General features: G+C 51.6%; 22 protein-coding genes, 2 tRNA genes, 2 pseudogenes and 1 other annotated feature. Of the genes and pseudogenes, 20 read left to right on the plus strand and 6 right to left on the minus strand.

What is annotated here, in order from left to right:
* Positions 1-8 precede the first annotated feature (8 nt).
* The 13 genes and pseudogenes from E6C60_RS05940 to E6C60_RS06000 all read left to right on the plus strand — a co-directional run bounded on the left by E6C60_RS05940 (position 9) and on the right by E6C60_RS06000 (position 15,060).
* Positions 9-1,874, plus strand: a complete 1,866-nt coding sequence (locus tag E6C60_RS05940; RefSeq protein WP_138225026.1) for a ligand-binding sensor domain-containing protein — start codon at positions 9-11, stop codon at positions 1,872-1,874.
* A 44-nt stretch (positions 1,875-1,918) separates the two neighbouring features.
* Positions 1,919-3,010: an SGNH/GDSL hydrolase family protein gene (locus E6C60_RS05945; protein WP_138225027.1), complete on the plus strand. Its 1,092-nt coding sequence runs from the start codon at positions 1,919-1,921 to the stop codon at positions 3,008-3,010.
* 86 nt (positions 3,011-3,096) lie between these two features.
* Positions 3,097-4,149 (plus strand): SGNH/GDSL hydrolase family protein, encoded by a 1,053-nt coding sequence (locus tag E6C60_RS05950; RefSeq protein ID WP_217496388.1) that lies wholly within the window; start codon positions 3,097-3,099, stop codon positions 4,147-4,149.
* A gap of 165 nt (positions 4,150-4,314) precedes the next feature.
* Positions 4,315-4,410: pseudogene (locus tag E6C60_RS05955) on the plus strand (LuxR C-terminal-related transcriptional regulator); the annotation flags it as partial.
* A gap of 392 nt (positions 4,411-4,802) precedes the next feature.
* Positions 4,803-5,303 carry a hypothetical protein gene (locus tag E6C60_RS05960; protein ID WP_138225029.1) on the plus strand — a complete coding sequence of 167 codons (501 nt, stop codon included), beginning with the start codon at positions 4,803-4,805 and terminating at the stop codon, positions 5,301-5,303.
* Positions 5,304-5,353: 50 nt separating this feature from the next.
* Positions 5,354-5,446: pseudogene (locus E6C60_RS21295) on the plus strand (helix-turn-helix domain-containing protein); the annotation flags it as partial.
* A 170-nt stretch (positions 5,447-5,616) separates the two neighbouring features.
* Positions 5,617-5,889 carry a hypothetical protein gene (locus E6C60_RS05970; RefSeq protein ID WP_138225030.1) on the plus strand — a complete coding sequence of 91 codons (273 nt, stop codon included), beginning with the start codon at positions 5,617-5,619 and terminating at the stop codon, positions 5,887-5,889.
* 372 nt (positions 5,890-6,261) lie between these two features.
* Entirely contained in the window at positions 6,262-8,016 is a 1,755-nt protein-coding gene (locus E6C60_RS05975; protein WP_138225031.1) for a proline--tRNA ligase, read from the plus strand.
* A gap of 2 nt (positions 8,017-8,018) precedes the next feature.
* Positions 8,019-9,026, plus strand: a complete 1,008-nt coding sequence (locus E6C60_RS05980; RefSeq protein WP_233281218.1) for an MBL fold metallo-hydrolase — start codon at positions 8,019-8,021, stop codon at positions 9,024-9,026.
* A 313-nt stretch (positions 9,027-9,339) separates the two neighbouring features.
* Entirely contained in the window at positions 9,340-10,503 is a 1,164-nt protein-coding gene (locus tag E6C60_RS05985; protein ID WP_138225032.1) for a glucose-1-phosphate adenylyltransferase, read from the plus strand.
* Between the two features lie 58 nt (positions 10,504-10,561).
* Positions 10,562-11,665: a glucose-1-phosphate adenylyltransferase subunit GlgD gene (gene glgD, locus E6C60_RS05990; RefSeq protein ID WP_138225033.1), complete on the plus strand. Its 1,104-nt coding sequence runs from the start codon at positions 10,562-10,564 to the stop codon at positions 11,663-11,665.
* 30 nt (positions 11,666-11,695) lie between these two features.
* The gene (locus tag E6C60_RS05995; protein WP_138225034.1) at positions 11,696-14,128 is read left to right on the plus strand and encodes a glycogen/starch/alpha-glucan phosphorylase; all 2,433 of its coding nucleotides are present in this window, start codon (positions 11,696-11,698) and stop codon (positions 14,126-14,128) included.
* Between the two features lie 155 nt (positions 14,129-14,283).
* Positions 14,284-15,060, plus strand: a complete 777-nt coding sequence (locus tag E6C60_RS06000; protein WP_233281165.1) for a hypothetical protein — start codon at positions 14,284-14,286, stop codon at positions 15,058-15,060.
* Positions 15,061-15,117: 57 nt separating this feature from the next.
* Here the strand turns inward: E6C60_RS06000 and E6C60_RS06005 are convergent, their stop codons facing one another.
* Positions 15,118-15,675, minus strand: a complete 558-nt coding sequence (locus E6C60_RS06005; protein ID WP_175415224.1) for a phosphatidylglycerophosphatase A family protein — start codon at positions 15,673-15,675, stop codon at positions 15,118-15,120.
* A gap of 153 nt (positions 15,676-15,828) precedes the next feature.
* Between E6C60_RS06005 and E6C60_RS06010 the strand changes: the two genes are divergently transcribed.
* From E6C60_RS06010 to E6C60_RS06020, 3 genes are all read left to right on the plus strand, one after another.
* Positions 15,829-16,896 carry a GerMN domain-containing protein gene (locus E6C60_RS06010; protein WP_138225036.1) on the plus strand — a complete coding sequence of 356 codons (1,068 nt, stop codon included), beginning with the start codon at positions 15,829-15,831 and terminating at the stop codon, positions 16,894-16,896.
* Between the two features lie 82 nt (positions 16,897-16,978).
* On the plus strand, positions 16,979-17,737 hold the full coding sequence (rph, locus tag E6C60_RS06015) for a ribonuclease PH (protein ID WP_138225037.1): 759 nt from the start codon (positions 16,979-16,981) through the stop codon (positions 17,735-17,737).
* 3 nt (positions 17,738-17,740) lie between these two features.
* Positions 17,741-18,373 carry an XTP/dITP diphosphatase gene (locus tag E6C60_RS06020; RefSeq protein WP_138225038.1) on the plus strand — a complete coding sequence of 211 codons (633 nt, stop codon included), beginning with the start codon at positions 17,741-17,743 and terminating at the stop codon, positions 18,371-18,373.
* A 75-nt stretch (positions 18,374-18,448) separates the two neighbouring features.
* Here the strand turns inward: E6C60_RS06020 and asnB are convergent, their stop codons facing one another.
* A complete protein-coding gene (asnB, locus tag E6C60_RS06025; RefSeq protein ID WP_138225039.1) occupies positions 18,449-20,293 on the minus strand; it encodes an asparagine synthase (glutamine-hydrolyzing) in 1,845 nt (614 codons plus the stop codon).
* A 157-nt stretch (positions 20,294-20,450) separates the two neighbouring features.
* On the opposite strand from asnB, the gene E6C60_RS06030 reads away from it, so the two are divergent.
* A complete protein-coding gene (locus E6C60_RS06030; protein ID WP_138225040.1) occupies positions 20,451-20,780 on the plus strand; it encodes a hypothetical protein in 330 nt (109 codons plus the stop codon).
* A gap of 65 nt (positions 20,781-20,845) precedes the next feature.
* Entirely contained in the window at positions 20,846-21,211 is a 366-nt protein-coding gene (locus tag E6C60_RS06035) for a hypothetical protein (RefSeq protein WP_138225041.1), read from the plus strand.
* A gap of 104 nt (positions 21,212-21,315) precedes the next feature.
* Here E6C60_RS06035 and E6C60_RS06040 read toward each other — a convergent pair whose 3' ends face one another.
* The gene (locus E6C60_RS06040) at positions 21,316-21,603 is read right to left on the minus strand and encodes a magnetosome magnetite crystal formation protein family (protein WP_138225042.1); all 288 of its coding nucleotides are present in this window, start codon (positions 21,601-21,603) and stop codon (positions 21,316-21,318) included.
* Between the two features lie 176 nt (positions 21,604-21,779).
* Between E6C60_RS06040 and E6C60_RS06045 the strand changes: the two genes are divergently transcribed.
* Together E6C60_RS06045 and E6C60_RS06050 are read left to right on the plus strand one after the other, a co-directional pair.
* A tRNA-Arg gene (locus E6C60_RS06045) sits at positions 21,780-21,853 on the plus strand.
* A gap of 62 nt (positions 21,854-21,915) precedes the next feature.
* Positions 21,916-22,371 carry a hypothetical protein gene (locus E6C60_RS06050; RefSeq protein WP_138225043.1) on the plus strand — a complete coding sequence of 152 codons (456 nt, stop codon included), beginning with the start codon at positions 21,916-21,918 and terminating at the stop codon, positions 22,369-22,371.
* 50 nt (positions 22,372-22,421) lie between these two features.
* Here the strand turns inward: E6C60_RS06050 and E6C60_RS06055 are convergent, their stop codons facing one another.
* The 3 genes from E6C60_RS06055 to E6C60_RS06065 form a co-directional block, all read right to left on the minus strand.
* Positions 22,422-24,311 carry an arginine--tRNA ligase gene (locus E6C60_RS06055; RefSeq protein ID WP_138225044.1) on the minus strand — a complete coding sequence of 630 codons (1,890 nt, stop codon included), beginning with the start codon at positions 24,309-24,311 and terminating at the stop codon, positions 22,422-22,424.
* Between the two features lie 43 nt (positions 24,312-24,354).
* Positions 24,355-24,571 (minus strand) — a binding site (T-box leader).
* Between the two features lie 49 nt (positions 24,572-24,620).
* Positions 24,621-25,391 carry a class I SAM-dependent methyltransferase gene (locus E6C60_RS06060; protein WP_138225045.1) on the minus strand — a complete coding sequence of 257 codons (771 nt, stop codon included), beginning with the start codon at positions 25,389-25,391 and terminating at the stop codon, positions 24,621-24,623.
* Positions 25,392-26,299: 908 nt separating this feature from the next.
* Positions 26,300-26,373: transfer RNA gene (locus E6C60_RS06065), tRNA-Arg, on the minus strand.
* Between the last annotated feature and the right edge of the window lie 125 nt (positions 26,374-26,498).

The following is a 26,498-nucleotide window of genomic DNA, read 5'->3' on the forward strand; positions in this document are numbered from 1 at the left end:
TTGGGGCTATGGAGAGCACTCGGAATTTGGGTTTCCCGGTAAACCATACGTATCTGTACCAGTATGACTTTATCCCTTCCCGTGAAGGAGACGAGACCCTCGTCACTGTAACAAACGGAAATCCTGCTCGGCTATGTGTAGTCGATGTGCGCCAGTCAAAGCTACGAGGAAGCTATCCTTTGGAAGGCGCAGATGGGGCTATGGTGCTGGAGGCAGCAGGAGAAGACCGGGTTATCGCCGGCTCTTTCCCTAATGGGGAGCTTTATATCCTGCATCTGGAACAGGATGAGATTCAGCGGCTAACGGTGCACAGTGCCGGTCTGAGCTTTGTATATGCCGTCTGCATCGTGGGAGATGACTTGTATTTTGGAGGCTACCCGGGCTGTATATTGTACCGGATTCATCTGTCTACAGGTATTGTAAGTAAAGCTGCAGAGATAGATTCTAGAGAGATGTATCTGCGATCTATGCTGGAGGTCGACGGGGAGCTTTTTATCGGCTGCGGGGCTCACGTCCGATTATATCGCTACCAGCCCGCAGAGAAGTCCTGTATCGCTTTGGAATTAGGGGAAGAGATCGAAGGAAGCCCCGGGTTTGTAACGAATCTCAGGATATATAGAAACAGCATCGCAGCTAGTATTGAAGCGCTGGATATGGTCATTCTGTGTGACCGCAGCTCTAACAGACTGATACGCGTGTTCAGAAACTTCTCGCAATTTATCGTTGTGAACGAGAAGCTATTTCTGTTTAATGCGGAAGGGACATACTACTATCAGGAGGAAGAAGATCAGCTGACACACATGTCCGGAAGCTTCACTGCAGGATGGAAGGTAATGAGAGCGGCGAGGATGGATGAGGAGCATAAGCTGACTGGCATAACCCGTCACGGAGAGCTTAGTATACTTTCTTTATCTACCGGGGCAAAAGAAATGCTGCAACTCCCGCTGCCAACAGCCCCTGCCTTGATTCAGACGATCCAGGAAGCCCCGACCGGCTGTATTTATATGAGCGGCTACCAGTGCGGGGGACTCTCAATCTATGATCCGGTTACTGGCAGAACTGCGGAGCACAAGGGCATTGAACAGATTGATGGAATGGTGTTTACACCTGACAAAGCTTATTTTGGCGCTTATCCAGGAGCCTGCATTTACGAGTGGGATTACAGTGATGAAAAAGATCCTGAAGCCATGCCAAGGCTGCTGTTTCGTGTCGGCGAGCACCAAGACCGTCCTTTTGCAATGGCAGCACATGCAGAGTATCTCTTCGTGGGCACGATTCCGGATTATGGGAAAAGCGGGGGCGCGTTGACCGAATATGATACTGTCGGCAAGAAGCGCGTAACCTATCGGCATCTGATAGAAGCTCAAAGCATTTCGGCATTAGCGATATCACCTGAGGCTCCCCGGTATCTGTACGGTGGAACAACGGTCTGGGGAGGTCTCGGTCAGACGCCGGTGGAGTCGGATGGAAAGCTTTTTATTTGGGATACGGTAAAGAAAAAGGTAGAGCACTCTTGGGTTCCGCTGCAGGGTGAGGACGGAATCGGGTGCTTAGCGTTTGACAGTGAAGGAGGTCTATGGGGCGTCACACGTGGAACATTGTTCCAGATCGATCCCTCAAGTGGCATACTGCTGAGAAGTAAAGTGTTGGTGGAAAAGGTGTGGCAGGGGCATTTTTGGAGAGGTCCATTTCTTCGGGTGCTCAGTGATGGGGATCTTATTGTTAATGTAGACCGTACCATATACCGCCTGAATAAGGATAGTCTTGAAGCTGCCGTAATATACCGGGACGCCAAGCTTTTAGCGGTAGATGAAGCGCGAGACACGCTTTATTTTGTAAGAAATCAGAGTTTGTTTAGTATACAACTTACCTAGCTTATGCATCCGTAATCACAACAAGAAGAAAGGGGTCAAATTACATGCACCATTCATACAACAACATGGCGAGAGAACAGAGTCAGAGACTTAGGGATTGTACTGCAGGCAAGGTTCGTTGGTACTCTCCGCTGCAGGAGCCTTTTTATGTAGCCGGGCTGGGATGGTTCATCTCGGAGCAGAAGTATCGCAGGCTTCCTGTCCTTGCAGATGGCGTTGTACCGGAGGCGGTCGACAGGCTAGCTAACCATACCGCGGGCGGGCAGATCCGGTTCCGTACGGATTCTTCTCAATTCGTAGTTAGAGTAAGGCTGACAGGCAAGGCGCATCTGCCACATATGGCGTCCTCGGGTCAGTGCGGCGTGGACTGCTATGTTGGGGAGAACGGTGCTCTTAGATTTGTAAGCACGGCGCAATTTGAAGTTACCCAAGATGAATATGAAAGCACTCTATACATAGGATGGAAGAGGGAAATGCGCAGTGTCGTGCTGAACCTGCCGCTCTATCAAGGGGTTGAGGAGATCTGGATCGGTCTGGAAGAAGAGGCCTTGGTTCTGCCTCCTGCGGCATATCAGAGCAATCAGAAGGTGATATTTTATGGAACCTCTGTAACCCAAGGCGGTTGTGCGTCCCGTCCTGGTATGCTGCACACGAATATGTTAAGCCGGCACATCCCGCTAGAATTTCTGAATCTGGGTTTCTCAGGAAGCGGGAGAGGAGAGCCGGAGGTAATTGAGCTGATTGCAGGTATAAAGAACCCGGGCTGTATCATTCTCGATTATGAGGGGAACTGCAAATCTACTGAACTATTTCGTCAAACTCTGCCGGAAAGTATTGCTATTTGCAGGGCCCGGCATCCATCTGTCCCAATTCTCATCTCTTCTCGTATGAAGTACGCTCGTGAAGCAGAGCGGAAAGAACTGCGCAATACGAGGCTGGAGCGAAAGGAACTGGAGCAGGAACTGGTTCGAAAGCTGCGTCAGGAAGGTGACTTTCATGTCTATTTCTTCGATGGATCTGATCTGCTCGGGCAGTACTACCAGGAATGTACGGTGGATGGAGCCCATCCCACCGATCTTGGTTATTGGCATTTGGCTAAAGGCTATGAGCCAGTTTTAAGAGCGCTGCTGCTATAGCGAACAGGCTTTAACGATGTAACGAAGGGAGCGATCATTTTTATATGTCCCGGAGCGACAATGATATTACACGATATGACCCTGCTATGAAAGGGAGCAGCAGAGCTCATGATGATGTTGACTGGCTGTCACCGTTAGAGGAGCCATTTCAGGTGATAGGCTTGGCCTGGTTTACTGAGGAACGTCAATATCGAAGGCTCCCTGTTGTATTGGACAAGAAACTGGAGGAGGCTGTTGGTGACAGCGCTAACCATCTGTCTGGCGCTCAGATCCGTTTTCGCACAGACTCTGCCTCTCTATCGATTCGGGTCAGACTGAAAGGGAAGGCGGATATGGTGTATATGCCTGCGACAGGGCAATGCGGGGTGGACTGCTACATTGGGGATGTTGACCGTATGTGGTATATGGCGACGACCAAGTATGACTGGATGCAATCTGAATATGAATCCGTACTGTATCAGAATAGGCCAAGTAGCATGGAGACAGTTACGCTGTATTTGCCTCTCTTTCAAGGTATAGACGAGCTATGGATAGGAGTAGATCAGGGAGCCTCGCTATCAGCTCCGCCACCGTTTGCTTCAAATCAGAAGATCCTGCTTTACGGAACCTCCATCACCCAGGGTGGCTATGCCTCCCGTCCTGCAATGGCATATCCCAATATTCTGAGCCGAAGCATGCCGCTAGAGATTATCAATCTAAGCTTTGCGGGCAGCGGGAGGGCTGCGCCGGAAGCTGCCCAGCTTATCTCTACCATTTCCTGCCCGGCTTGCCTCATTCTTGATTATGAAGCTGATGGCGATCCAGAGGAGTTCCAGATCACACTTCCAGAGTTTATCACAGTGTACCGCACTGCTCATCCTGTAACTCCCATTCTTGTCGTTTCTCGGCTCCGTTACAGTCTAGAGACTCATGATCCTGCATGGATCCGCGAGAGAGAGGAGCAAGCAGCTTTTCAGCATAAGCTTGTCCGCAGACTTCGTGAGGAAGGGGATCGGCATATCTTTTTCTTTGACGGTTCCATTCTCCTGGGCAGTGTTGATTATGATGAATGCACGGTGGACGGCAAACATCCGACCGACCTGGGCTTCCAGAGGATGGCGGAAGGTCTCCTCGGAACGATAAGGACGATCGTTTGGTAATTTTTGAGTCCTGGCCCGCATGGGTATGAATGAGATCTGCACCGAGAGGAGAATATTCATGCCTAAAGGTTCAGAGTCATCAGACAAGGTGGATTACGAATATATGTCCTCCTATTATGGCCTATAGCCCTGGAGTCGAGGCAGTGAATGCCACAGAGGTGTGCTTCAAACCATATTTCCAATGTTATGCAAAAGCTGAACGTCAAAGGCCGTTCGCAAGCCGTCGTTGAACTGATCAAGCTGGGAGAGCTGAAAATCTGACGTCCTGCCGCATACACACCTTTGCGCGAAGCTCTCTTTTCCATCGGGAAAAGAGAGCTTTTTTGTGGTAGCGTGCCCAGCCAAGCACGCATCTTTAGCTTTACTTAGCCGAAGTACAGATTCATCATATGAGACCCGCAGACTATAACGGCTCAGACAGCTCGTATTGAACTAATCGCATATTAAAAAGAAACGGATAAAGAAAATATGCGATTGAGTGTATAGAATTAGGAGTGAAAAAGCCCTGCTTTTTTCTGCATTGTATAGGCCGCAAAATAAACTAATATGTTTGACTAGAACTTCGTATTTTCGGAGTTTACCAGTCGACATTATCTGCATATAATATTGACGAAATCAATCGAGTTTCTGTTTTGTTAGAAGGAGGTGGCTTTATGGTAAAGAGAAGTATTTCACTTTTATTAATTTTTATATTGTTTTTAATCGGTTGTACTACCTCTACAAATGTCAAAACAGAACAACTGACCGATTTTAAGAAGAGTGTTCGCACCGAATATAAAGAAATAGCTGATCTGAAAATCCAGATGGCACCGACCCAAGTAACCTTTAATTACCATCTCAAAGAAAATACAGATAAAGAGGTCAGCGAGAACATTTTTGTTGAGACAAGAGAACTGATCCTTACCGAGGAGTTTAAAGAGACTACAATAGAAGAGATCTATTTTAAACATTATGCTGAAGGTGATGACCAGCCCTACCCACACATTATTATTCGATTTCACAGTAATCCAAAAGGCAAGGCAGATTACGAATATATGTCCTCCTATTATGGCCCCGGGGTCGAGGGAGTGAATGCCACAGATCGATCAATAGATAATTATCAAACATGGTACTTTGATGATTATGAAAAAACACCTGTAATTGTTACGCCGTAAAATGCAGTAAACTGATTAATCCTCCTTTTATATCTTCTCGGTGTGCTTCAAACCCCATCTCCAATGTTATGCAAAAGCTGAACGTCAAAGGCCGTTCGCAAGCCGTCGTTGAACTGATCAAGCTGGGAGAGCTGAAAATCTGACGTCCTGCCGCATACACACCTTTGCGCGAAAGCTCTCTTTTCCATCGGGAAAAGGGAGCTCTTTTGTGTATAATGAATTTAGGCACAATAAAAAAAGTTCAGCTTCGCTGAGTGAGTCAAATGCCAAATGGGTATTTAACAAAAAAGAACTTATTGTGGGAGGGCTTGGCATGGACAAACTCCTGATCTACCTGCTTCCGATTACAGTCATTGCCGTTATTGGACTGTTCTACTTCCTTCGTAAACCTGCCCCCAGAACCAGCAGAAATGTAATCTCCCTTGAAGAGGCAAGAAAGAAACGCCAGCATAAGGCACAAGCCTGCAGCAGATGCAAACAGCGCAGCACACTCATTTTTTATGCGAATGAAGCGGGCGTTGTCCGTGGATTTTGCCGGGATTGCAAGGGAAAGGCCGAGCGTTACGAGGAGCTGTATCCGGTATAGCTCTGTTTTCGCTTGACTTTATCGGCAGGGACAAGGTAAGGTATGGGCAAATCCATTTCGCATAATAACGTTGATCAAGGATTATAAGATACAGATGACGGCGCGTCAGAGAGGAAGCCCCAGGCTGAGAGGCTTCTCGCGCACGACTGTAGTCTTCCTTCCCTTGGAGTTGTCTCTTGAGCCTAGCGGGTGAAACGGCCAATAGACCGGCCCGGCCCGTTATTGCCGATGAGAGGATCTGTTGCCTGCCTGAGCAGGACAGATCGAAACAGGGTGGTACCGCGAGCACATTCGTCCCTTCAGACGAGCGTGCTTTTTTTGCGTTATTCATCATTTAAACGATGTCCATTATTCAAAAGGAGCTGGGAGTCCATGCGTCAAAGCAAGTTATTGATGTCTACCTTAAGGGAAGTGCCTGCCGAGGCAGAAGCACGGAGCCACCAATGGATGCTGAGAGGCGGATATATTCGTCAGGCGGCATCCGGTATTTACTCCTTTCTTCCGCTAGGTTACAAGGTATTACGAAAAATTGAATGCATCATCCGTGAAGAAATGGATGCAGCCGGCGCTCAGGAACTGCATATGCCGGCCATGCAGCCGGCAGAGCTATGGAAGGCTTCCGGTCGTTACGAGCTGTATGGTCCGGAGTTAATGCGGATGCATGACCGTCACGAACGGGAATTTGCATTAGGACCTACCCACGAAGAAGTAGTGGTCAGCATTGCCCGTCAGGAAATCTCATCTTATCGCCAGCTTCCAGTTAATGTGTATCAGATTCAGACCAAATTCCGTGACGAACGCAGACCGCGCTTCGGCTTGCTTCGTGGCCGTGAGTTTCTCATGAAAGATGCTTACTCCTTTGATCGGGACTGGGAAGGGCTGGATGTGGTTTATCGTCAAATGTTTGCTGCGTATGAGCGGATCTTTCAGCGCATGGGTCTCGAATTCCGGGCTGTGGAAGCAGACAGCGGCGCAATTGGCGGACAGGGTGAAACGCATGAGTTCATGGCGCTGGCCGAGATTGGAGAGGATACCGTTGTATCCTGCAGCGCTTGCAGCTATGCCGCGAACCTAGAGCGGGCTGGCTTCAGGGTTAAAGCCTGTGCAAGTGATGCTAAGGCTGATCCTGAACAGCATGCAGAGGAAGCCGCTTTAGAGCCGGAGCAAGTCTATACCCCTGGGATCAAAACGATAACAGAGCTGGCCGATTTTCTGGTTGTGCCGCCGGTAAAAATCATCAAAACGCTGATCTATGAAGCGGACGGACAGCTTGTTGCAGTTCTCGTACGCGGAGACCGCGAAGTGAATGAAGTGAAAGTGAAAAATGATTTGCAAGCAGAGCATGTTGCCTTGGCATCCCCCGAGACTGTGCTTGCCGTAACAGGAGCTGAAATGGGATTCGCTGGTCCGGCTGGACTTGTACTTCCAATCCTTGCGGATAAGGAGGTGGCAGAGATGACAGCAGCAGTGGCAGGTGCAAACCTCTTAGATACCCATGTGCGAGGCATCGTTCCAGGCATTCACTTTTCTTTAGAGCAGACGGGCGATTTTCGGAATGCGGAGCCGGGAGACAAATGTCTGCTTTGCGGCTCAGAGCTGGAATTTCACCGCGGAATTGAGCTTGGGCATGTATTCAAACTGGGTACCAAATATAGTGCTGCACTGGATGCAACGTTTGTTGATCAGGATGGGCAGCAGAAGCCGTTCGTCATGGGATGCTACGGCATTGGGGTATCCCGGGTCATGGCAGCCGTTGCAGAACAGAGCATTACAGAAGAACGCTTGATTTGGCCGCTGTCCATCGCTCCATTCCATGTGCATATTATTCCAATATCCATGAAGGATGATGCTCAGCGAGAGCTGTCTGAGCAGCTGTACGTCCAGATGACACAAGCAGGAATAGACGTGCTGCTGGATGACCGGGAGGAGCGGGCTGGCGTAAAGTTCAAAGATGCCGATCTCGCAGGAGCCCCGATGGTCATTATTGTGGGGAGAGGAGCGGGAGATCAAGAGGTGGAGTGGTTAGGAAGAGAGGGCGTGAAGGAGAGTATCACTTCAATAGAAGCCTTGGAACGGGCTGTTCTGGCCGTAAAGGGTCTCGCCGCCATGGCCCCGGAAAGGAAATGATGATGGAGCTGAACATCTTATCCCATGAGCCGGAAATCCTCCAGTACAGCAGCGGCCTGATTCAGATTAAAATCCCGCTGGATAATCCGCTGCGCTGGGTAAACAGCTATGTGCTGCAGCACGGTAGGGAGCTTGCCGTTATTGATCCCGGGCCTCGCACGGCGCGGGCAGAGCGGGAATGGGAGCTGGTATTGCAGAAGCTTGGAATGCAGGTGCAAGAGATCACCTCGATCGTGTTGACTCACCATCATCCGGATCATTACGGCTTGGCAGGCTTTTTTCAGGAGCTCAGCGGGGCTGCGGTATGGATGTCGGAGCGTGCTCATCAGGAAGCGAAGCTCATGTGGGGCAAGCACAGCAGCATGAGTGCAGACCTGCCGGCGTTCTTTCGCATTCATGGCATGCCTGCAGCGTGGCTGGAGCAGCTGCCGGGGCATCTGGACTCCTTCCTGCCGCAGGTCAAGCCGGCTCCGCAGGCGCGCTTTCTGCGAGATGGTGATGTTGTGCCGCTTGGCGGACGTTTGTGGCAAGCGGTACAGACCCATGGACATGCACCGGGACACTTGTCCTTCTGGCATGCAGAGAGCGGCGACCTGATTTGCGGCGATGCCGTGCTGCCGCAAATCTCGCCGAACGTCAGCCTGCTGCCGGGCAGCGACGCCCAGCCGCTGCACAGCTTCCTGGAGGGGCTGCGCCGCCTCCGGGAGCTCCCGGTCCGGACTGCGTATCCCGGACACCGAAACCCGTTCACGCATTACCGTGAACGGATTGACGCGCTCCTCGCCCATCACGAGGAGCGGCTGGACACCGCGGCCGACCTTCTGCAGACGGCCGGCCCCCAAAGCGCCTTCGAGGTGTGCACCGCCCTCTTCGGCGGCCGGCTCGGCATCCACCAGATGCGCTTCGCCATGTGCGAAGCGCTGGCCCATCTCGCCGAGCTGTCCCGGCGCTCCCGAGCCGTGCCCCGGGAGCACCCGGATGGATGGATTTCGTTTGCCGTGCCAGAATAAATCACGGCTTTCCTTAAACTAATCCTCACACCCTGCTGACATAAAGGTTTATGGACAACGCATTTTCGAATATGGTAGAGATAGCCGGATTATGAGTCCGGATAAACGTTTAATGATGTGTAATGGCTGTTTTTTTCGCCGCCTGAGCCGCTTGGCTTTGTACATAAGGGCTTTCCCCGGATTTCTCCTTTGGCCGCATCTCTCAGGCATAGGCGCCAGCCGCCCAGAGTACACTCGCATTACCGGTACGGCCGTTTTCCATTTATGAAGGCAAGGCCGCACCCCTCATACCATACGCAAAGGAGAATCTGCCATGAAAAGAAAAGAAATGGTAGCGATGCTGCTTGCCGGAGGCCAGGGCAAACGGCTGAAAAGCCTTACCCGCAATCTGGCAAAGCCGGCCGTATATTTCGGCGGGACTTACCGTATTATTGATTTTCCATTGTCCAACTGCGCAAATTCAGGCATCGACACTGTCGGGGTGCTGACACAGTATGAGCCGCTCGTGCTCCACTCCTATATCGGGGTAGGCAGCGACTGGGATCTGGACCGGAAGAACGGTGGTGTTTTCGTGCTCCCTCCCTACGAACGGGAGGACGGGACAACCTGGTACCGGGGAACAGCGGATGCGATTTTCAGAAACCTGAAATTTATTGAGCAATACAATCCGGAGCATGTGCTGATTCTTTCCGGGGATCACATCTACAAGATGAACTATGACCGGATGCTTCAATACCATAAAGAAAAAAATGCCGACTGCACCATTTCCGTCGTGAATGTATCCATGGAGGAGGCGACCCGGTTCGGAATTCTGAACACCGAGGATGACCTGCGGATCTACGAATTCGAAGAGAAGCCCGCGCAGCCCAAGAGTACGCTGGCTTCCATGGGAGTCTATATTTTCCGCTGGGAAATGCTGCGTGAGTATCTGCTGATGAACGTCCGCAATCCCGATACGACTCACGATTTTGGCAAAGACATTATTCCATTAATGCTGGAGGAGAACCGTACCCTGTATGCGTATCCGTTTGAGGGCTACTGGAAAGACGTCGGAACCGTCCAGAGCCTGTGGGAAGGTAATATGGATCTGCTCTCCGAGCATCCCAAGCTGGATCTGAACGATCCCGACTGGCGCATCTATACCCGAAACCCCAATCAGCCGGCTCAGTACATCGCTCCACTGGCCAAGGTCAGCAACTGTATGATTAATGAGGGCTGCCGGGTATACGGCGAGGTCCGCCAATCCGTGTTGTTCTACGGCGTAGAGGTTGGTGAGGGCAGCGTGATTACCGATTCGGTCATTATGCCGAAGGTGAAGATCGGGCGGAATGTCACCATCCATCGCGCCATTGTGACGGAGAACATGGTCATCCCGGACGGGAGCGTCATTGGTCCGCAGGGAGAAGACGATTCCGAAATCAGGCTGATCAGCGAGGAGGAGGCGGACGTGTCGCCGGAAGCGACCGGGAGTCATTAAAGTACCCAGCGCTGATGAGCCTGCAGCATAGCTATTATAATGAGGGACGGTGTAGACGATGAAATCCATGATCGGCGTAATTAATTTGGACCACGAGCTGGATGTACTGAGTGAGCTGACCTATTTCCGCTGCGGTGCGGCTGTGCCTTTTGCCGGACGCTACCGGCTGATCGATTTTGTAATGTCGAATATGATGCACTCCGGGGTGGAGGATATCGCGCTGTTCGTGCGCCGCAAATACCGCTCCCTGCTGGATCATCTGGGAGAAGGCGGTCCCTGGGATCTGGACCGGAAGCGGGGCGGATTATTTATTCTCCCTCCGGACTGGAACGATCCGTCAGATGTATCTATCGGAGAAATGCAGCACATTTATAATAATCTGGATTTTTTCGAGCGCGGTCCGGCACCGCATATTGTGTACTCCGGCAGTCAGCATTTAGGCAGTGTGGATTTCAGCGCCGCCTATGAATATCATATCCAGCAGGGGGCTGACGTGACTCTGATTTACAGCACTCCCGAGGAGCTGCTCCCGGAGCACCGCCCTTGTGTTCGCCTGGACGTTGCAGAGGATGGACGGGTCACGGATATTCATCATGAGCAGGACAACCGGAACATTTATATGGAAATGTTTATTATGGAAAAAAATCTGTTTCTGCAGCTCGTCAACCAATGCATTGCCCACCAGGAAAGCCATGTTTTCCGGGATGCCATCCAAAAGAATCGGCATAAGCTCAAGATTGCCGCTTATCAGCATACCGGCTATCATGCGGTCATTAACTCACTGGAAAGCTATTACCGCAACAGTCTGGAGCTGCTTAATCCGGATACCTTCCACGCTCTGTTTGATCCGCAGCCGGTGCTGACCAAGATCAAGTATGAGGTTCCGGCCAAATATCTGGAGGGAGCGCAGGTTAACCATTCTCTGGTGGCAAATGGCTGTCAGATTGATGGCCAGGTGGAGAACAGCATTCTGTTCCGCGGCGTGAAGGTCAAGGAAGGGGCGCGCATCCATAACTCGATCATTATGCAGAAATGCGTCATTGAAGAGGGTGTGGTGCTGGAGAATGTCATACTGGACAAAGACGTCAGAATTACCGCAGGAATCAAGCTGCAGGGAGATGTACGCAAGCCGTACGTCGTTGCCAAGGATACGGTGATTTAAATTTTTACTATGGTCAGGAGGCTTCATCTTTTGTTTAACAATAAAGAATTGTTCAAGGCGTCATTTCAGGAGCAGCTCGTTAGTCGGCTCGGCAAGAGTATGGAAGAAGCAACAGCCGGCGATGTGTACAAAATTTTAGGATCCTTAATCCGTGAAAATATTGGCCGGGATTGGGCGGAAAGCAACCGGATCGCGAAGGTACAGGAAGAGAAGCAGGTATACTACTTCTCCATGGAGTTTCTGATCGGGCGCCTGCTCGGCAACAATCTGCTGAATATCGGCATGCTGGAGACCGTCCGGGACGGCTTGAAGGAGCTCGGCTGGGATCTTGATGAGATCGAGTCCCAGGAGCCGGATGCAGGGCTTGGCAACGGCGGCTTAGGCCGCCTGGCCGCCTGCTTTCTGGATTCTCTTGCTTCGCTCCAATATGCCGGACACGGCTGCGGCATCCGCTATAAATACGGTCTGTTTGAACAAAAGATTATCGACGGCCATCAGGTGGAGCTGCCGGATGACTGGCTTCAGCGGGGCAATGTGTGGGAAGAGCGCCGTCCCGACAAGAAGGTAGAGGTCCGTTTCTGGGGCCGTGTCGAGATGAGTGAGCGGGACGGACGCACAGTGTTTGAGACTACCGGGTACGAGAAGGTATGGGCCGTTCCTTATGATGTGCCGGTCATTGGCCATGGCGAAGGCAGAGTGAACACGCTGCGTCTGTGGAGTGCGGAATCCGCCGTAGATCCTATCAAGATGGCGCAGGATGGCCAAAACAGCTATTATTCCTTCTTGAATTACAGCCGTTCCGTGCAGTCAATCTCGGAATTTCTGTATCCCGATGACTCCGGCTATGAAGGCAAGCTGCTCCGGCTCAAGCAGCAGTACTTCCTGTGCTCCGCCGGCTTGCAAAGCCTGCTTCGAACCTTTGAGAAGCTGAAGCTTCCTTACACGGAGCTGCCGGAGAAGGTATCTGTGCATATTAATGATACGCACCCCACCCTGGTCATTCCGGAGCTGATGCGGATTCTGATGGATGAGCAGGGCTTTGGCTGGGACGAAGCGTGGGACATTACCGTTCGAACCGTATCCTATACGAATCATACACTGCTCAGCGAAGCGCTGGAGAAGTGGCCTGAGAATATGATTCGGGAGCTGCTGCCACGCATCTATATGATTATTGAGGAAATCAACAAACGTTTCTGCGGCCAGCTACTGGAGGAGGGACGGTCTCAGGAGTTTGTGTCCCAGGTGGCCATTCTGGAGAGCGGCCAGGTCAAAATGGCGCATCTTGCCATAGCAGGCAGCAACAGCATTAATGGCGTAGCCGGTCTGCATACCGAGCTGCTAAAAACCGATGTCATGCAGCCCTTCTATGAGCTGTATCCGGATCGGTTCAATAATAAAACGAACGGCATAACACATCGCCGCTGGCTCATGCATGCCAATCCGAAGCTCAGCAGCCTGATTAGCGAAGCCATCGGCAGCGGCTGGACCACCTCTCCTCTGCAGCTGAAGGAGCTTGCGAAGTTCAAGGATGACCGGCACATACAGGATGTCCTGATGGGCATCAAGCTGGACAATAAGCGGCGCCTGGCAGCTTATATCCAAGACAAGCAGGGAGTTATGGTGGATCCGGAGTCTATTTTTGACGTTCAGGTAAAACGATTGCATGGCTACAAGCGGCAGCTGATGAACATTTTGCATGTGATCCACCTGTATCACGAAATCAAGGATCAGCCGAATGTCGAGCGTGTCCCAAGAACCTTCATCTTCGGCGCTAAAGCCGCGCCGGGCTACTACTTGGCGAAGAGCATTATCAAGCTGATTAATGTGGCCGCAGATGTCATTAACCGGGATCCTCAGGTGTCACAGCAGCTGAAGGTGGTCTTTCTGGAGAACTACTCGGTATCTCTGGCAGAGAAGATTATTCCGGCGGCTAACGTCAGTGAACAAATCTCGACAGCGGGGAAGGAAGCGTCCGGTACCGGAAATATGAAGTTTATGATGAACGGGGCGCTGACCATTGGCACGCTGGACGGCGCGAATGTGGAAATGTTCGATCTGCTTGGCGAGGAGAATATGTTCCTGTTCGGGCTCCGCTCGCAAGAGGTGCTGAACTACTATCGTCATGGAGGGTATGTCGCTCGGGAACTTTATCATCAGGATGCCCGCCTGCGGCGCGTGCTGGATTCTCTCGTGACAGAAGGGCCGTTCTGCTGCCACGAACGGGAGTTTGAAATCATTCGTCAGGCGTTGCTCGACCATAATGATGAGTTCTTCGTCCTGCGGGATTTTGATGATTATGCGGCTGCTCAGAAGCAGGTAGAGCAGGCTTACCGCGATTCCGTCTCTTGGGCAAGCAAGTCCATCGTGAACATCGCGAACAGCGGGCATTTTTCAAGTGACTGTACGATTGAGCGTTATGCTGCAGATATTTGGGATATTGCTCCCGTGCGCCGTGAGAGCTGAAGGCATCATCCATTGTTTCTAACCTAAAGGCTATGTAACCCCCAAGGGTTCAACCTCTCGATCTGAAGAGGTTGAACCCTTTTTTTGATGTTATGAGCGTCCGTATACTCACTGTTACACCCTGTAAAATAAGAGATATGAGAAGGAGAATGCTTATGCATACGAACCCCTTGCTGGAGCGGCTGGACGCAATCGGGAGAGCTTTGTCGAAGAAGGAAGAGGCGCTGGCCTTGTTTGGCCTGGGCTCTGTGGGAGTGGAGACTGCACGGCTGGATGAATATTCGGATCTTGATTTTTTTGTCATTGCAAGGCCTGGACGCAAGCAGGAGCTGATTGATTCTCTGGATTGGCTTGAGGTCGTTTGTCCGCTGGCGTACCGGTTTATGAATTGTGAGATCGGCTATAAATTTTTGTTCCAGGATGGGATTTACGGAGAATTTGCCGTATTTGAGCAGGATGAGCTGGAGCGTGCACTATACACCGGGGGACGGATGATATGGAAAAGCTCGGCTCTGATTCCCGATGATCTTGCAGCAGGACGCGGCTGTATTCCATCACGGCGAGCAAAGTCTCTGGATCATGTCGTTGGTGAAGCCGTAACGAATCTGTATGTGGGCCTGGGGCGCTATTTGCGTGGAGAGAAAATGTCGGCCTTTAAATTTGTGCAGGGCTATCCTCTGGATGGCCTCATGTCCATTCTTCATCTGTTGGAAAACGAGTCGGAAGGGTTTCCGGATCCCTTCGGCCAGGAGCGCAGGCTGGAAATCCGCTTTCCGGTCTTCTCCAAGAAGCTGGGCTCCATGCTTCAGGGCTATGAGAACACACCGCAAGCTGCGCTGATCATTCTGGATTTCCTGGAAAGCATCTATCCCGTACATGCAAGCATGAGCGCCGAGATTCGGGCTCGGGCTGAGCAATGCCTGAAGCTTTAAAGCATATGGAGCACAATAAAGCCGGCTGGGAGCTTCCCAAACCGGCTTTGCTGCAGGCTAGAGGTTATGATTCTCCTCGGTATCTCCCGTCAGCTCGATCTCCCGCTCGCCCTGCTTGCGATGCGCGATCCGGCTGCTGGCAGCCGCGGCTACGGCTCCGACAATATCATCGAGGAAGGTGTGTATCGTATGATCCGATTTATCATTGAGCCGCTGCAGAACGCCCGGCTTCAGCTTGTCTACATAACCATAGTTGGTGAAGCCGATGCTTCCATACACATTGACGATCGAGAAGGCGAGGACCTCATCGACACCGTATAAGCTTTCGTCATTGGAGAGCATTTCCTGCAGCGGGGACATCAGCTGACCCTGCTCTGCCAAAATATCCAGCTGAATGCCGGTCAGGACGGCGTTCTGAATTTCCCGCTTGGCGAGCACGCTTTCGACGTTCTCGATGCACTCCTGCATGGTCAGGTCGGGATAATATTTCTTCTGCAGAAACATGACCAGCTCGGCGATCTCTTCCATGGTGACCCCGCGTTCATGAAGCAGGCGGGTGGTCGCTTCGGCAACCTTCTTGCTGTTCAGGCTGTAAGGAATGTTAGCTTCTGTCATACTCATCCTCCGTTCTGGTGTAAGTAGGGTTGGTATTGATTGTACTTGTCCGGCAGGTGCTTTGTCCAGAAAGGGTAAATGACGGTCATGTTTTGGAAAAGAGCTCGTATACATAGGAGTACAACCTGTACAAAATGTAGGGAGGAACTATACATGACACAGAAGCACTCCATTCGCGGACTTTCAGCCGCTGGCTTGCTGGCGGTACCTATTCTGCTGGCGGGCTGCGGTCCCTTCGGGGGGAAAGAGTCGGAGGCCGTGGATCCGCCGCCAGCGCAGCTCGAGGCCCAAATGATCGGCGCGGCGAACAGCAGCGCCAGCGTCATTCCCGTTCTGGCAGATGATGCAGTCCAGAATACAGTATACCTCTCGGACTCGAAGGGTATGCTTGCCCCCGTTACTCTTGCTTTACCCAAAGACAGTGCCAAAGACCCGATTTCCAGTGCAATCATGGTGCTGGTGAAGAACAGCCCGTACGCCGGCTACATCCCTGAAGGCTTCAGCGGTGTGCTGCCGGCAGGCACAGAAGTGACGAATGTGACTGTAGACGCAGAACGCAAGCTCGCCATGGTAGAGTTTAACGAAGTATTCAAGAAGTACGATCACAAGGAGGAACGGCGGATTCTGGAAGCCCTGACCTGGACGCTCACAGGGCAAAAGGGAGTCGAGAAGGCGGAGCTGTGGGTAGCGGGGGAGAAGCTGACCGAGATGCCGCTAAACCGCACCCCGCTGGATCGCCCATTGTCCCGCACCATGGGCATTAATCTGCAGAAAGCGGATGATACCCAGTACAGTCAGTCCTCACCGGTGACGGTGTACTTTTCTGGAGTGACGCCAGGAGGAGTACAGTATTATGTTCCGGTAACGCGCCTGGTGCCTGCCGGACAGGATGCTGTTCAGGCGGCTGTGCATGAGCTGATCCGCGGACCGCAGTTTGGTGACGGGCTCGCGATGGTGATGACGGGAGGAACGACACTGACAGGCGTAGAGCAGGGAGAAGACGGATCGCTGACCGTGGCTTTAAGCGACAGCATGTTCCAGCAGGGTGATCACATCCCGGCGGAGCTGCTGCAGGCTGTCGTCCTGACGGTGACAGAGAATGCCGGAGCCACTAAAGTAAAGATCAAAATGAATGATCTGGCTGAGGTAACCGGTACGGACAGTGTGAGCTATAGCCAGCCGGTCAGCCGTCCGGAGCATATCAACGAGATTCCAATCTGATTCCGGCAGGGTGCTTTTATGCGTCACCTTTGTTAAAATAAAGGAAGCTAACCAGTATTGCGATAAAGTAGGAGGCAAAAAGATGAGATCTAACGGACGCAAGAACGACGAGCTTCGGCCCTTGAATTTATCAACTCATGTCAATAAATATGCAGAAGGCTCCGTGTACATCGAAATGGGAGAAACCAAAGTGCTGGTCACCGCAACGGTGGACGAGAAGGTTCCTCCGTTTCTGAAAGGACAAGGAAAAGGCTGGGTCACTGCCGAGTACTCCATGCTGCCTCGGGCGACACATTCCCGTAACCAGCGTGAAGCCAACCGCGGCAAGCTCAGCGGCCGGACGATGGAAATTCAGCGGCTGATCGGTCGGGCATTGCGCTCTGTTGTGAATCTGCATGCTTTAGGCGAGCGTACCATTACGTTGGATTGTGATGTCATCCAGGCGGACGGCGGTACGCGGACTACCTCCATCACGGGGGCCTTTATAGCGCTCAGCATTGCAGTCAACAAGATCGCTGAGCAGCACAAGCTGAATGTATTCCCCATTACCGACTATCTGGCCTCGGTCAGCGTCGGCATTGCAGGAGGCCGGGCGCTGCTGGATTTGAACTATGAAGAGGATTCCAAGGCGAAGGTGGATATGAACCTTGTGATGACCGGCAGCGGCAAATTCGTGGAGGTTCAGGGCACCGGGGAAGAAGCTCCGTATTCGCGCTCCGAGCTGAATGACATGCTGGAGCTGGGCGAGAAAGGGATTTCGGAGCTGATTGCCCGCCAGCGGGAAATTCTGGGGCCGATTGCAGATAGGATTGGCACAGCGGGCTCCAGAAGCGGGGTGTAAGATATGAAGCTGACCGGAAATAGTATTATTGTCGCAACGCGGAACCCGGGAAAGGTGAAGGAGTTTGCCCATGCTTTTGCGGCCTTCGGGTGGTCTGTACAGAGCATGTTCGATTATCCGGATCTGCCGGATGTCATTGAGGATGGAACGACCTTCGCCGATAATGCTATCAAGAAAGCAAAAATCATCGGAGATGCCCTGAATCTGCCTGTGCTCGCGGATGACTCGGGCTTGTGTGTGGATGCGCTGGGCGGAGATCCCGGGGTATATTCGGCACGTTATGCAGGAACCCATGGGGACGATGAAGCAAACAACCGCAAGCTGCTGACCGAGCTGGAGCGTCTGCGCACGGCAGACGATGCCGGAGAGCCTTTGTTAAGCCAAGCTCAGTTTGTATGTGTCCTGGTCCTGTATGATCCGCACAGCGGCGAGCATATAGAGACCCGAGGCACGATAGACGGCTGGATTACCGCCAAGCCTCATGGAGAGGGCGGCTTCGGCTACGATCCCCTGTTCTATCTGAAGCCTTACGGCAAGACGATGGCGGAGCTGACGCTTGCGGAGAAGCAGGAAATCAGCCACCGGGGTCACGCCCTGCGGGCGTTGACAGACAGACTTCGGGAATTTCAGTCATAAGCATGAAGGCCCGCGCCCCGGGATCAAGATACTCCGGGGCGCGGGCTTTTTATGTTACCTATGGCTGCAGACTTCTTATTTAATAGAAATTTTGTAGGCTTTGAGCCAATGATTCACTTGAGTTAAGTAGGCAAACAGCTGAGGGCCGGACATCAGCTGGCCAAACCAGGGGAGATTAGACGAGGCTTCTGACGAAGCGGCGAGCTCCCTTATTTTAGCGGCATCAATGAGCGGAAGAATCGGCGAAGAAGAATCCTCCAGCACATGGAGCATGCGCTGCTTGACAGCGGAAAGATAATTCGGATTATGGGTCTTTGGATAAGGGCTTTTCTTGCGGTACAGGACATCCTGGGGCAGCACGCCTTCCAGCGCCTTGCGGAGAATACCCTTTTCCCGTCCGCCTGCGGTCTTGATGCTCCACGGAATATTAAACACGTAATCGATCAGGCGATGATCCGTGTACGGTACGCGGACCTCCAGCCCCGCCCCCATGCTCATACGGTCCTTCCGGTCCAGCAGAGTAGGCATGAAGCGTGTAATGTTCAGATACGACATGACGCGCATTCTGGCCTGCCCGGCATCCTCGCCTTCCAGCAGCGGCACCTCCGCCACCGCATCGCTGTACCGGTCAGCAAGATATTCAAGCGGTGAGATCCATTCCCGGATTTCCGGAGATAGCAGCTCACTGCGCAGCTGGGGAGCAACAGACCAGGGGAACGTTCCGGATTGAAGAGCCTCCTCGCGGTGGAACCAAGGGTAGCCGCCAAAAATTTCATCTGCGGCCTCGCCAGAAATCGCAACCGTTGCGCCCTTCTTGATTTCCTGGCAGAAGAGCAGCAGAGAAGCATCCACATCCGCCATTCCCGGCAAATCCCGTTTCTCGGTTGACAGCTCCAGTGTATTGACAAGCTCCGGTGTGTCAAATTCAATCCAGTGATGCTTGGATTTGAGCTCTTCCTGCATTCGCTGAATCCAGGGCGCATCGGCACCCGGCTGAAAGGCGTGGGATTTGAAATGCTTGTCGTTATCGACATAATCGACAGAATACGTATGGACCTGCCCTTGTCCTGTGCGGGTATAGTACTGCACCGCTAGGGCGGACAGGGCACTGGAATCCAGACCACCGGAGAGCAGGGAGCATACCGGGACGTCCGAAACAAGCTGACGCTCGACCGTATCCTGAATCAGCTCTCTCAAATAAGCCGCTGTCCGGGCTTCGTCATCCTCGTGAGGCCGGCTTTCAAGCTTCCAGTATGTGTAGGTGCGCAGCCCTTCCCGATTGAAGATCATGGCGCGTCCGGGACGAAGCTCGGCCAGATCGCGGAATACACCGTGGCCCGGTGTCCGCGCGGGGCCTACGATGAAGACCTCGGCCAAGCCTTCCGGACCTACGACAGGCTCCACTTTAGGATGCTGCAAAATCGCTTTCGGCTCGGAGCCGAACACAAGCGTCCCATCCACATAGCTGTAGAATAGCGGCTTTACCCCGACGCGATCCCGCGCAAGAAATACCTGCTCCTGAACGCTGTCCCAGATCGCAAAGGCAAAGATGCCGTTAAGCCGCTCCAGACAGTCCGGCCCCCACTCCATGTAGGACACTAGCAGCACCTCTGTATCGCATGTGGTCCTGAAGGAGTGACCGCGGCTGGACAGCTCTTTTTTTAATTCGCCTGCATTATATAGTTCTCCGTTATACACAATGGCATAAACCTCTTCTTCCCGATGAATAATCATCGGCTGCGCTCCGTTCTCGGGATCGATGACACTGAGGCGCCGATGTCCAAAGGCACAAGGGCCCGATATCCAGGTTCCCGAGCCGTCAGGTCCGCGATGCGCTAACGTTTCTGTCATTTTGACCAGCAGTCTGGAATCCTGGGTCAGGTCGCCATTCCATTGTATAAAGCCGGTTATTCCGCACATGTAGTTCATCCTCTCTTTGTATGTGATCTCCGCTGACCTTCTCCATGGGACTAAAATCGCCAAAGTGATAAAGATATATGCCGAAGGGAGGCATAAAATGTCTGTCCTTAAACGAAAACTACAAGAGGAGCACGCCAGCGAAGGAGTGGGATGACTGTTGAATAAATCCACATACTATGTGTCCGTTCACGGCCGCTCGGTCCTGAATGAACAGGGTGCGAGCGCCTATGAGTGGGAGATTCAAGCGACTTCAGAGGAAGCAGAGCAGCTAAGAATGCAGCTGGAGCTGCTGCAGGAGCAGGAAGAGGAGGACTTTACCGGCTTCGTCTTCCCCTGGCCGGATACGCCGGAAGCAGAGACCAATGCTCGCTTTCAGGGCACTTTGGATGAAGTATACCGGAGTATTCACCGATTGGGATCAGCACAGACACGCGCCCTGATTGAAGAATACAGGCTCATGCCCCGGAGCGGGAATAGGGATGACTAGGAAGACCGTTATGACAAAACAGCCTAGCCTATGGTGGATCTATAAAGAAGAAGGAGAGATGGATTATGTATCAGATCAAGGATGCCAAGATTCGCAGAATGACAGAGGTCAACGGAGCTCCTTGCGCGGAGATTGAAGTGTACCCTGCAAGCAGCGGAGACGTTACGGTGCTGGCGTACCTGTCTCCATCTGCACCCGTTGGAGGCTACGAGCTGGTCAAGCTCGTCCGCAGCGACGCCTCATTAGAGTATGACTGGTACGACAACAGCTTTCACGAAGCGTTTGTGGATGCGACAGATACGGCTTTTGAAAGCAGCCTGATGGCGACAGCGGAGGAGGAACGCGACAGCTTCAGGCAGCAGCTGCTGTCCACAGGCTCGCTTCAGCAGCAGCTGAATGAGCGGTTTTTTGGCGGCGGCAATAGGATGTAGGCCAGGGAGCGAAGCAGCTGGTTATGAACACCAAGTTTATCTTTTCGAAAGAGAGTAAGTGCAGCGAAAAAAAAAGCCGGCTGCGTGAGCAGTCCGGCTTTTCCTTAATCCCTGAGAACCTGGATGCCTTGAATGATGTTGTACACGAAGGTGCCGAAGTAAATGATCGCGAACAAAATGACATATCCTATGACTGCGCCGAAGGACCCGGCACTAAAGGCCATAATCAGCAGCAGAATGCCTGCGGCTACAGGAAACAGATGCGAGAGGAGTGCTCTTTTGGCATGCTCCCTTACAAAGCGGTCCCCGGCGATAATCCAGACGGCAATCGGTAACAGAAATGGAGCAAAAAAAATGCTGAAATACGATAGCGAAGACAACAGCTGGCGCATGCAAATCCCTCCCATGTGGATGATATGGTGCGGTTTACTCTTTTTATTACCCTGGGTGGAGGTGCATTGCTATGGAGAGCATGAAGCTAATGCAAAAAAATACTTTGAAAAAGAATAAACTTACGTTATAATAATCTTCGTCACTGTTTTGATGGATATACCATTACATAGCTCATGTCCCAGTAGCTCAGCTGGATAGAGCAACGGCCTTCTAAGCCGTCGGTCAGGGGTTCGAATCCCTTCTGGGACGTATTAGTAAAGATGAAACCGCCGATTTGGCGGTTTTTTTATAACCCAAAGGGGGGTTCCAAGATGTCCGTATCTATTCCAAAAATATCTCAGCATTCCGCCATTCTTCTGGAGCGTGCCCGTCGCTGCGGCCTGTCTGCCGAAGAGCTGCTGCAGGGGGTAAGAGAGCAGTCACTCCAGGTGTTTGCACCGGCTCAGCATGAGCATTACCGCTACGAAGAATGGTTCAGCTATGCCGAAGAGCATGGAGAGGATCTGCAAAAAGCCATTCAAGAGGGCTACCGGATCACCTTCAATACCCGCAACGGTCTCAAAATATGGCTGGAGCAGACGTTCGGCCTGAATTCCGAAACCGACTTTACGGTTGGCGAAGGAATGATCGAGGGGCTGACCCTGTCAGAGTCTCAGCTAAAGCTGCTGGAGCAGCGCCTGGCCGTCAACTGGATGATTGCAGACGTTAAGGTTGAGGGCACCGCCGTAATCGTCCGGCTCATGCTCCGCGGCCTTCAGTCGTCCTAAGCTTTGGCGAGATGCTCCAGCAGGCGATTAAAGAGGGCAATATCTCAGCGTTACATCCTTTCAGGTGCGGGCAAGCCTAGTACATCCAACGCTTCCTTAAGGGTATCCCTGAATAACAAGGTCAACCAGACCCGAAGCTGATGCAGGGGACCTTCTGATTTCAAAATAGGGCAAGCCGCATAAAAATGATTGAAGAGCGAAGCTAATTCGTATGCATAGTTACAAATGGTGCTCGGTGAAAGCTCCTGCGCGGCCTCAGCGAGTGTTTCATTCCACATGCTGATATGTCGCAGTAAGGCATGCTCCTGAACCTCAAGTGCCTCAATGTGCTCGGGCGCCTCTGGCAGCTGATTCTTCAAGCCGGCTTTATTCAGCACACTCAGCGACCGGGCGTATGAATACAGCAGATAGACACCGGTGTTCCCGGAAATCTCTGTTGCCTGCTTCAAGTCAAATACCACCTCAGTTTGCAGAGCAAACCGAAGCAGGTAATAACGGATCGAGGCGATAGCGATGTCACGGCTTGCCAGCCCGTTTTTATCCGAGCGGTGGTCCTCTATAAAAGCTTCCACGCGTTCGATCAGCTCAGCGACTTTGATTCCGATTCCCTGACGCCCGGACATGGCGTAGGAAGCTTTTCTTTCCGATGTATCCACTCCCAATTCTTCAGCGGCGGCAGGACTTAAAGACACGACACCGTAGCTGACATGGCGGAGCTTTTGCGCTTCTTCTTGAAACCCAAGCACCTCCAACGCTTGTTTTACCATGGCTTGTGGATACTGCTGCCTATAGTCAATTACGTTGATGACGGCATCCGCCCGTCCAAACGTCTTGATCTGACCGGTGTTGTTGGGCGCGGTGGTCCATACCCCTTCAGTAAAGCCTGTATATGAAAAATCGTTTTGCAGCAGCCCGTATTTCCACAAGTGGTAGGCAATGTCTTTTGCCGTATAGGTCAAAATGCCGTTAGAGCGCACGAGCACCTTATCCAAGCTGTGATCCTGCTCTAGGGTCCTCATGCCCCCCGAACTTTCATCATCCGAATGGTTTTGTTTTAACACCCAGCAGCCCGCAAGCTTGCCTTGAGTTTCTTGAACAAAAAGAGGTGTTTGCTGTAGCAGATGAAATGCGGTGTTCCAGAAACCTTCTTTAACAATGCTGCTCTCCCAAACCAGCAGGTCATATTCAATGCCAAACTGCTGCATCTCTTCCAGATGCTCGCGCACAATACGTTCTGCAGTAATGAGGCCGATCCAGGCTATGTTTTGATCGCCTTTTTCAAGTGCATGAAGGACTTCGGTTCTTTTTTGCAGCAAATCAGGTTTTTCCTTGTAAGCCCGGTTCACCGCAGCGTAAACATCCCAGCAGAAATCGCCGAATCGTTTGTGGCTGCCATTTATAGGCTGCTGGAGCAGGCCAACCAGTGTATCCGCCAGCTGATTCCCCAAATCATCGATATAATTGTGGACCTCTACATGATATCCATTTTTCCTGAGCAGCCGAACGAGAGTGTCCCCGATACAGGAGTTTCTCAAGTGACCGATATGTGCTGATTTATTCGGATTAATGGAGGTGTGCTCGATTACCACTTTTTGTCCTGCAGGCTCTGATTTTTCAGTATTCATCTTGGCCCAGGCCGTCCAATGGATTTTGAAATTGATGAAGCCGGGAGCAACGATGTCTATTTGCGGAAATAGCTCGCTAAATTTCGGGTTTTGCTGGAGTACCTCTGTAATCATTTGAGCGATAGAGAGTGGCGGTTTGCGCAGTGTCTTGGCCAGCTGCATGGCGGCATTGGTTGAATAGTCTCCATGCTTCATGTTGGCAGGCTGCTGAATCTGGATCCGCAGGCTTGCTTCATCTGACGCCGGTTGTCCCGATAAGGATAAGATTTCCTGAACTGCGGTTAGAACGGATGATTTAATAAACTGGCTCAGCATTATGCTTTCCTCCTAGGATAAAATAAAAAAATCCTCGTCTCTTATAAGAGACGAGGATTTGGCTCGCGGTACCACTCTTGTTGCTGATGTAAACACACTCAGCCACTTTATACGTTAACGGTGTAAGCCGGGACTCCTACTATAATTTCGGAGATCCATCTCCCGGGCCCGTTTCGTAAACGAATCTGTACCGGCTCCCACTCTTCCGGCTCGCTTGGACATAGATATACGTTCATTACTCTCCCGATCATTGAATTGCATTGATATGTACATAATGTTTTTCATATTATAACCAATATTATGTGAAAATCAACTACATTTTATAGCAGCGATACGAAGGCGCGTATAGTCAGCGCTGTACCATTCCCCGTTCCATAAGGCGGGTTTTACTCGCTCACTTATTTTATGGTAGGCATCCTTCTTGTCCTGCGGGTTCATTCCCGAGAAAAGCATTTGTCCAAAGTGAGAGAGCCAATGCTGTACTCCCTTTTCCCCATCTGGAAGAGGAGTGGGGCGCTCATAATGCAGCGCCTGTGTAACCCGAAAGCCTGCTTCCTCCAGCAATAAAGTGTACTGGCCAAGGGTTGGAAAATACCATGGATTTCGACCTGCGGCTTCGATCCCGTAATCTGTTTTTAACGTGTCCAATGCAGCCTTCAGGATCATCTCAATATTGCCCTGCCCGCCAAATTCAGCAATGAATCGTCCTCCAGGCTTCAAGCAGCGGTGGATCGACAATGCGGCGCTTTTTGCGTCTTTCATCCAGTGCAGTGCAGCATTAGAGAATATGGCATCATACGAAATATCGGAGGTGTAATTTTCTCCGTTGCCTTGTATAAAGTGAAGTTCGGGGTATTTGACGGATGCAGCCCGGACCATATCGTGCGAGAAATCCATTCCCGTTACTTCAGCACCGGAGCGTGAAATGCTGTAAGCCAGATCGCCGGTTCCACAGCCCCAATCCAAAATCGATTCACCTTCCTGCGGAGATAGCCAGTCGATCAGACCCTTGCCGAATCCGGATACAAAACTCATAGAGCGGTCATATTCTTCTGGACTCCATCTCTGAGAATCTGCCATGGACAATTCCTCCCAACAAAAGACTTGTAATGTTGGACTTATTATTACTCTTAGAGTGTTATAAATAGAAATACTAAATAACTATCCAACTTATAGGTTAAATCTATAAAATCCTGGAAAAGCATTGGAACCAGAATCCTCTTACCCCCTTCGGATGAAAAAAAAATCGCACAGCGGCTTCGACCATCCACAGCTCTGAGACCATGCGAAACTTTTGAGTTTGACCATCAATCGTGTCATTAGATCTAGCAAACTTCGCGTGAGTGAAGTAGTGAGATGTGTATGAAAAACCGAATACGATAGGTGTCGAGAGCGGCGTAAGGGGCGAATGTGTGCGAAAAACCGAACACGATGGTGCAGTAAATGGCATAAGAGGCGAATGAATGCGAAAAACCGAACACGATGGTGCAGTGGTGGCGCAAAAGGCGAATGAATGCGAAAAACCGAACACAATGGTGCAGTAAATGGCGTAAGAGCCGAATGAATGCGAAAAACCGAACACGATGGTGCAGTAAATGGCGCAAAAGGCGAATGAATGCGAAAAACCGAACACAATGGTGCAGTAAATGGTGTAAGAGACGAATGTGTGCGAAAAACCGAACACGATGGTGCAGTAAATGGCATAAGAGGCGAATGAATGCGAAAAACCGAACACAACAGCATGTTGCAGGCGGACTGCGAAGAATATGCTTTCGAAGCGTCAGCTTCGACGAACCAACGGGGTTCTCATCCCTCTGGAACGCGAAAAACCGCCCGAGGGCGGTTTTTCTATGTACGTCCCAGAAGGGATGCCGCCCGTTTGGGCGGACTGCGAAGAATATGCTCCCGAAGCGTCAGCTTCGACGAACCAACGGGGTTCTTATCCCTCTGGAACGCGAAAAACCGCCCGAGGGCGGTTTCTCTATGTACGTCCCAGAAGGGATTCGAACCCCTGACCGACGGCTTAGAAGGCCGTTGCTCTATCCAGCTGAGCTACTGGGACACGTATTTTTTCAAGCAAAAATTATAATATCATAAACAGAAAGTGAGTTCAACCTTTATTTCAGCTTTGTGGTAGTTGTAACTGGAAATAGGCATGCGGATCGCCGTTATAATTTGAGATCATGA

This window comes from Paenibacillus algicola (assembly GCF_005577435.1).
Lineage (GTDB): Bacteria > Bacillota > Bacilli > Paenibacillales > Paenibacillaceae > Paenibacillus_AQ > Paenibacillus_AQ algicola.

Bases quoted from the DNA above. Each gene is read 5' to 3' on its own strand.
- E6C60_RS05940 (WP_138225026.1), top strand. From the start codon at position 9: ATGGAGAGCACTCGGAATTTGGGTTTCCCGGTAAACCATACGTATCTG.
- E6C60_RS05945 (WP_138225027.1), top strand. From the start codon at position 1,919: ATGCACCATTCATACAACAACATGGCGAGAGAACAGAGTCAGAGACTT.
- E6C60_RS05950 (WP_217496388.1), top strand. From the start codon at position 3,097: ATGAAAGGGAGCAGCAGAGCTCATGATGATGTTGACTGGCTGTCACCG.
- E6C60_RS05960 (WP_138225029.1), top strand. From the start codon at position 4,803: ATGGTAAAGAGAAGTATTTCACTTTTATTAATTTTTATATTGTTTTTA.
- E6C60_RS05970 (WP_138225030.1), top strand. From the start codon at position 5,617: ATGGACAAACTCCTGATCTACCTGCTTCCGATTACAGTCATTGCCGTT.
- E6C60_RS05975 (WP_138225031.1), top strand. From the start codon at position 6,262: ATGCGTCAAAGCAAGTTATTGATGTCTACCTTAAGGGAAGTGCCTGCC.
- E6C60_RS05980 (WP_233281218.1), top strand. From the start codon at position 8,019: ATGGAGCTGAACATCTTATCCCATGAGCCGGAAATCCTCCAGTACAGC.
- E6C60_RS05985 (WP_138225032.1), top strand. From the start codon at position 9,340: ATGAAAAGAAAAGAAATGGTAGCGATGCTGCTTGCCGGAGGCCAGGGC.
- glgD (WP_138225033.1), top strand. From the start codon at position 10,562: ATGAAATCCATGATCGGCGTAATTAATTTGGACCACGAGCTGGATGTA.
- E6C60_RS06000 (WP_233281165.1), top strand. From the start codon at position 14,284: ATGCATACGAACCCCTTGCTGGAGCGGCTGGACGCAATCGGGAGAGCT.
- E6C60_RS06005 (WP_175415224.1), bottom strand. From the start codon at position 15,675: ATGACAGAAGCTAACATTCCTTACAGCCTGAACAGCAAGAAGGTTGCC.
- E6C60_RS06010 (WP_138225036.1), top strand. From the start codon at position 15,829: ATGACACAGAAGCACTCCATTCGCGGACTTTCAGCCGCTGGCTTGCTG.
- rph (WP_138225037.1), top strand. From the start codon at position 16,979: ATGAGATCTAACGGACGCAAGAACGACGAGCTTCGGCCCTTGAATTTA.
- E6C60_RS06020 (WP_138225038.1), top strand. From the start codon at position 17,741: ATGAAGCTGACCGGAAATAGTATTATTGTCGCAACGCGGAACCCGGGA.
- asnB (WP_138225039.1), bottom strand. From the start codon at position 20,293: ATGTGCGGAATAACCGGCTTTATACAATGGAATGGCGACCTGACCCAG.
- E6C60_RS06035 (WP_138225041.1), top strand. From the start codon at position 20,846: ATGTATCAGATCAAGGATGCCAAGATTCGCAGAATGACAGAGGTCAAC.
- E6C60_RS06040 (WP_138225042.1), bottom strand. From the start codon at position 21,603: ATGCGCCAGCTGTTGTCTTCGCTATCGTATTTCAGCATTTTTTTTGCT.
- E6C60_RS06050 (WP_138225043.1), top strand. From the start codon at position 21,916: ATGTCCGTATCTATTCCAAAAATATCTCAGCATTCCGCCATTCTTCTG.
- E6C60_RS06055 (WP_138225044.1), bottom strand. From the start codon at position 24,311: ATGCTGAGCCAGTTTATTAAATCATCCGTTCTAACCGCAGTTCAGGAA.
- E6C60_RS06060 (WP_138225045.1), bottom strand. From the start codon at position 25,391: ATGGCAGATTCTCAGAGATGGAGTCCAGAAGAATATGACCGCTCTATG.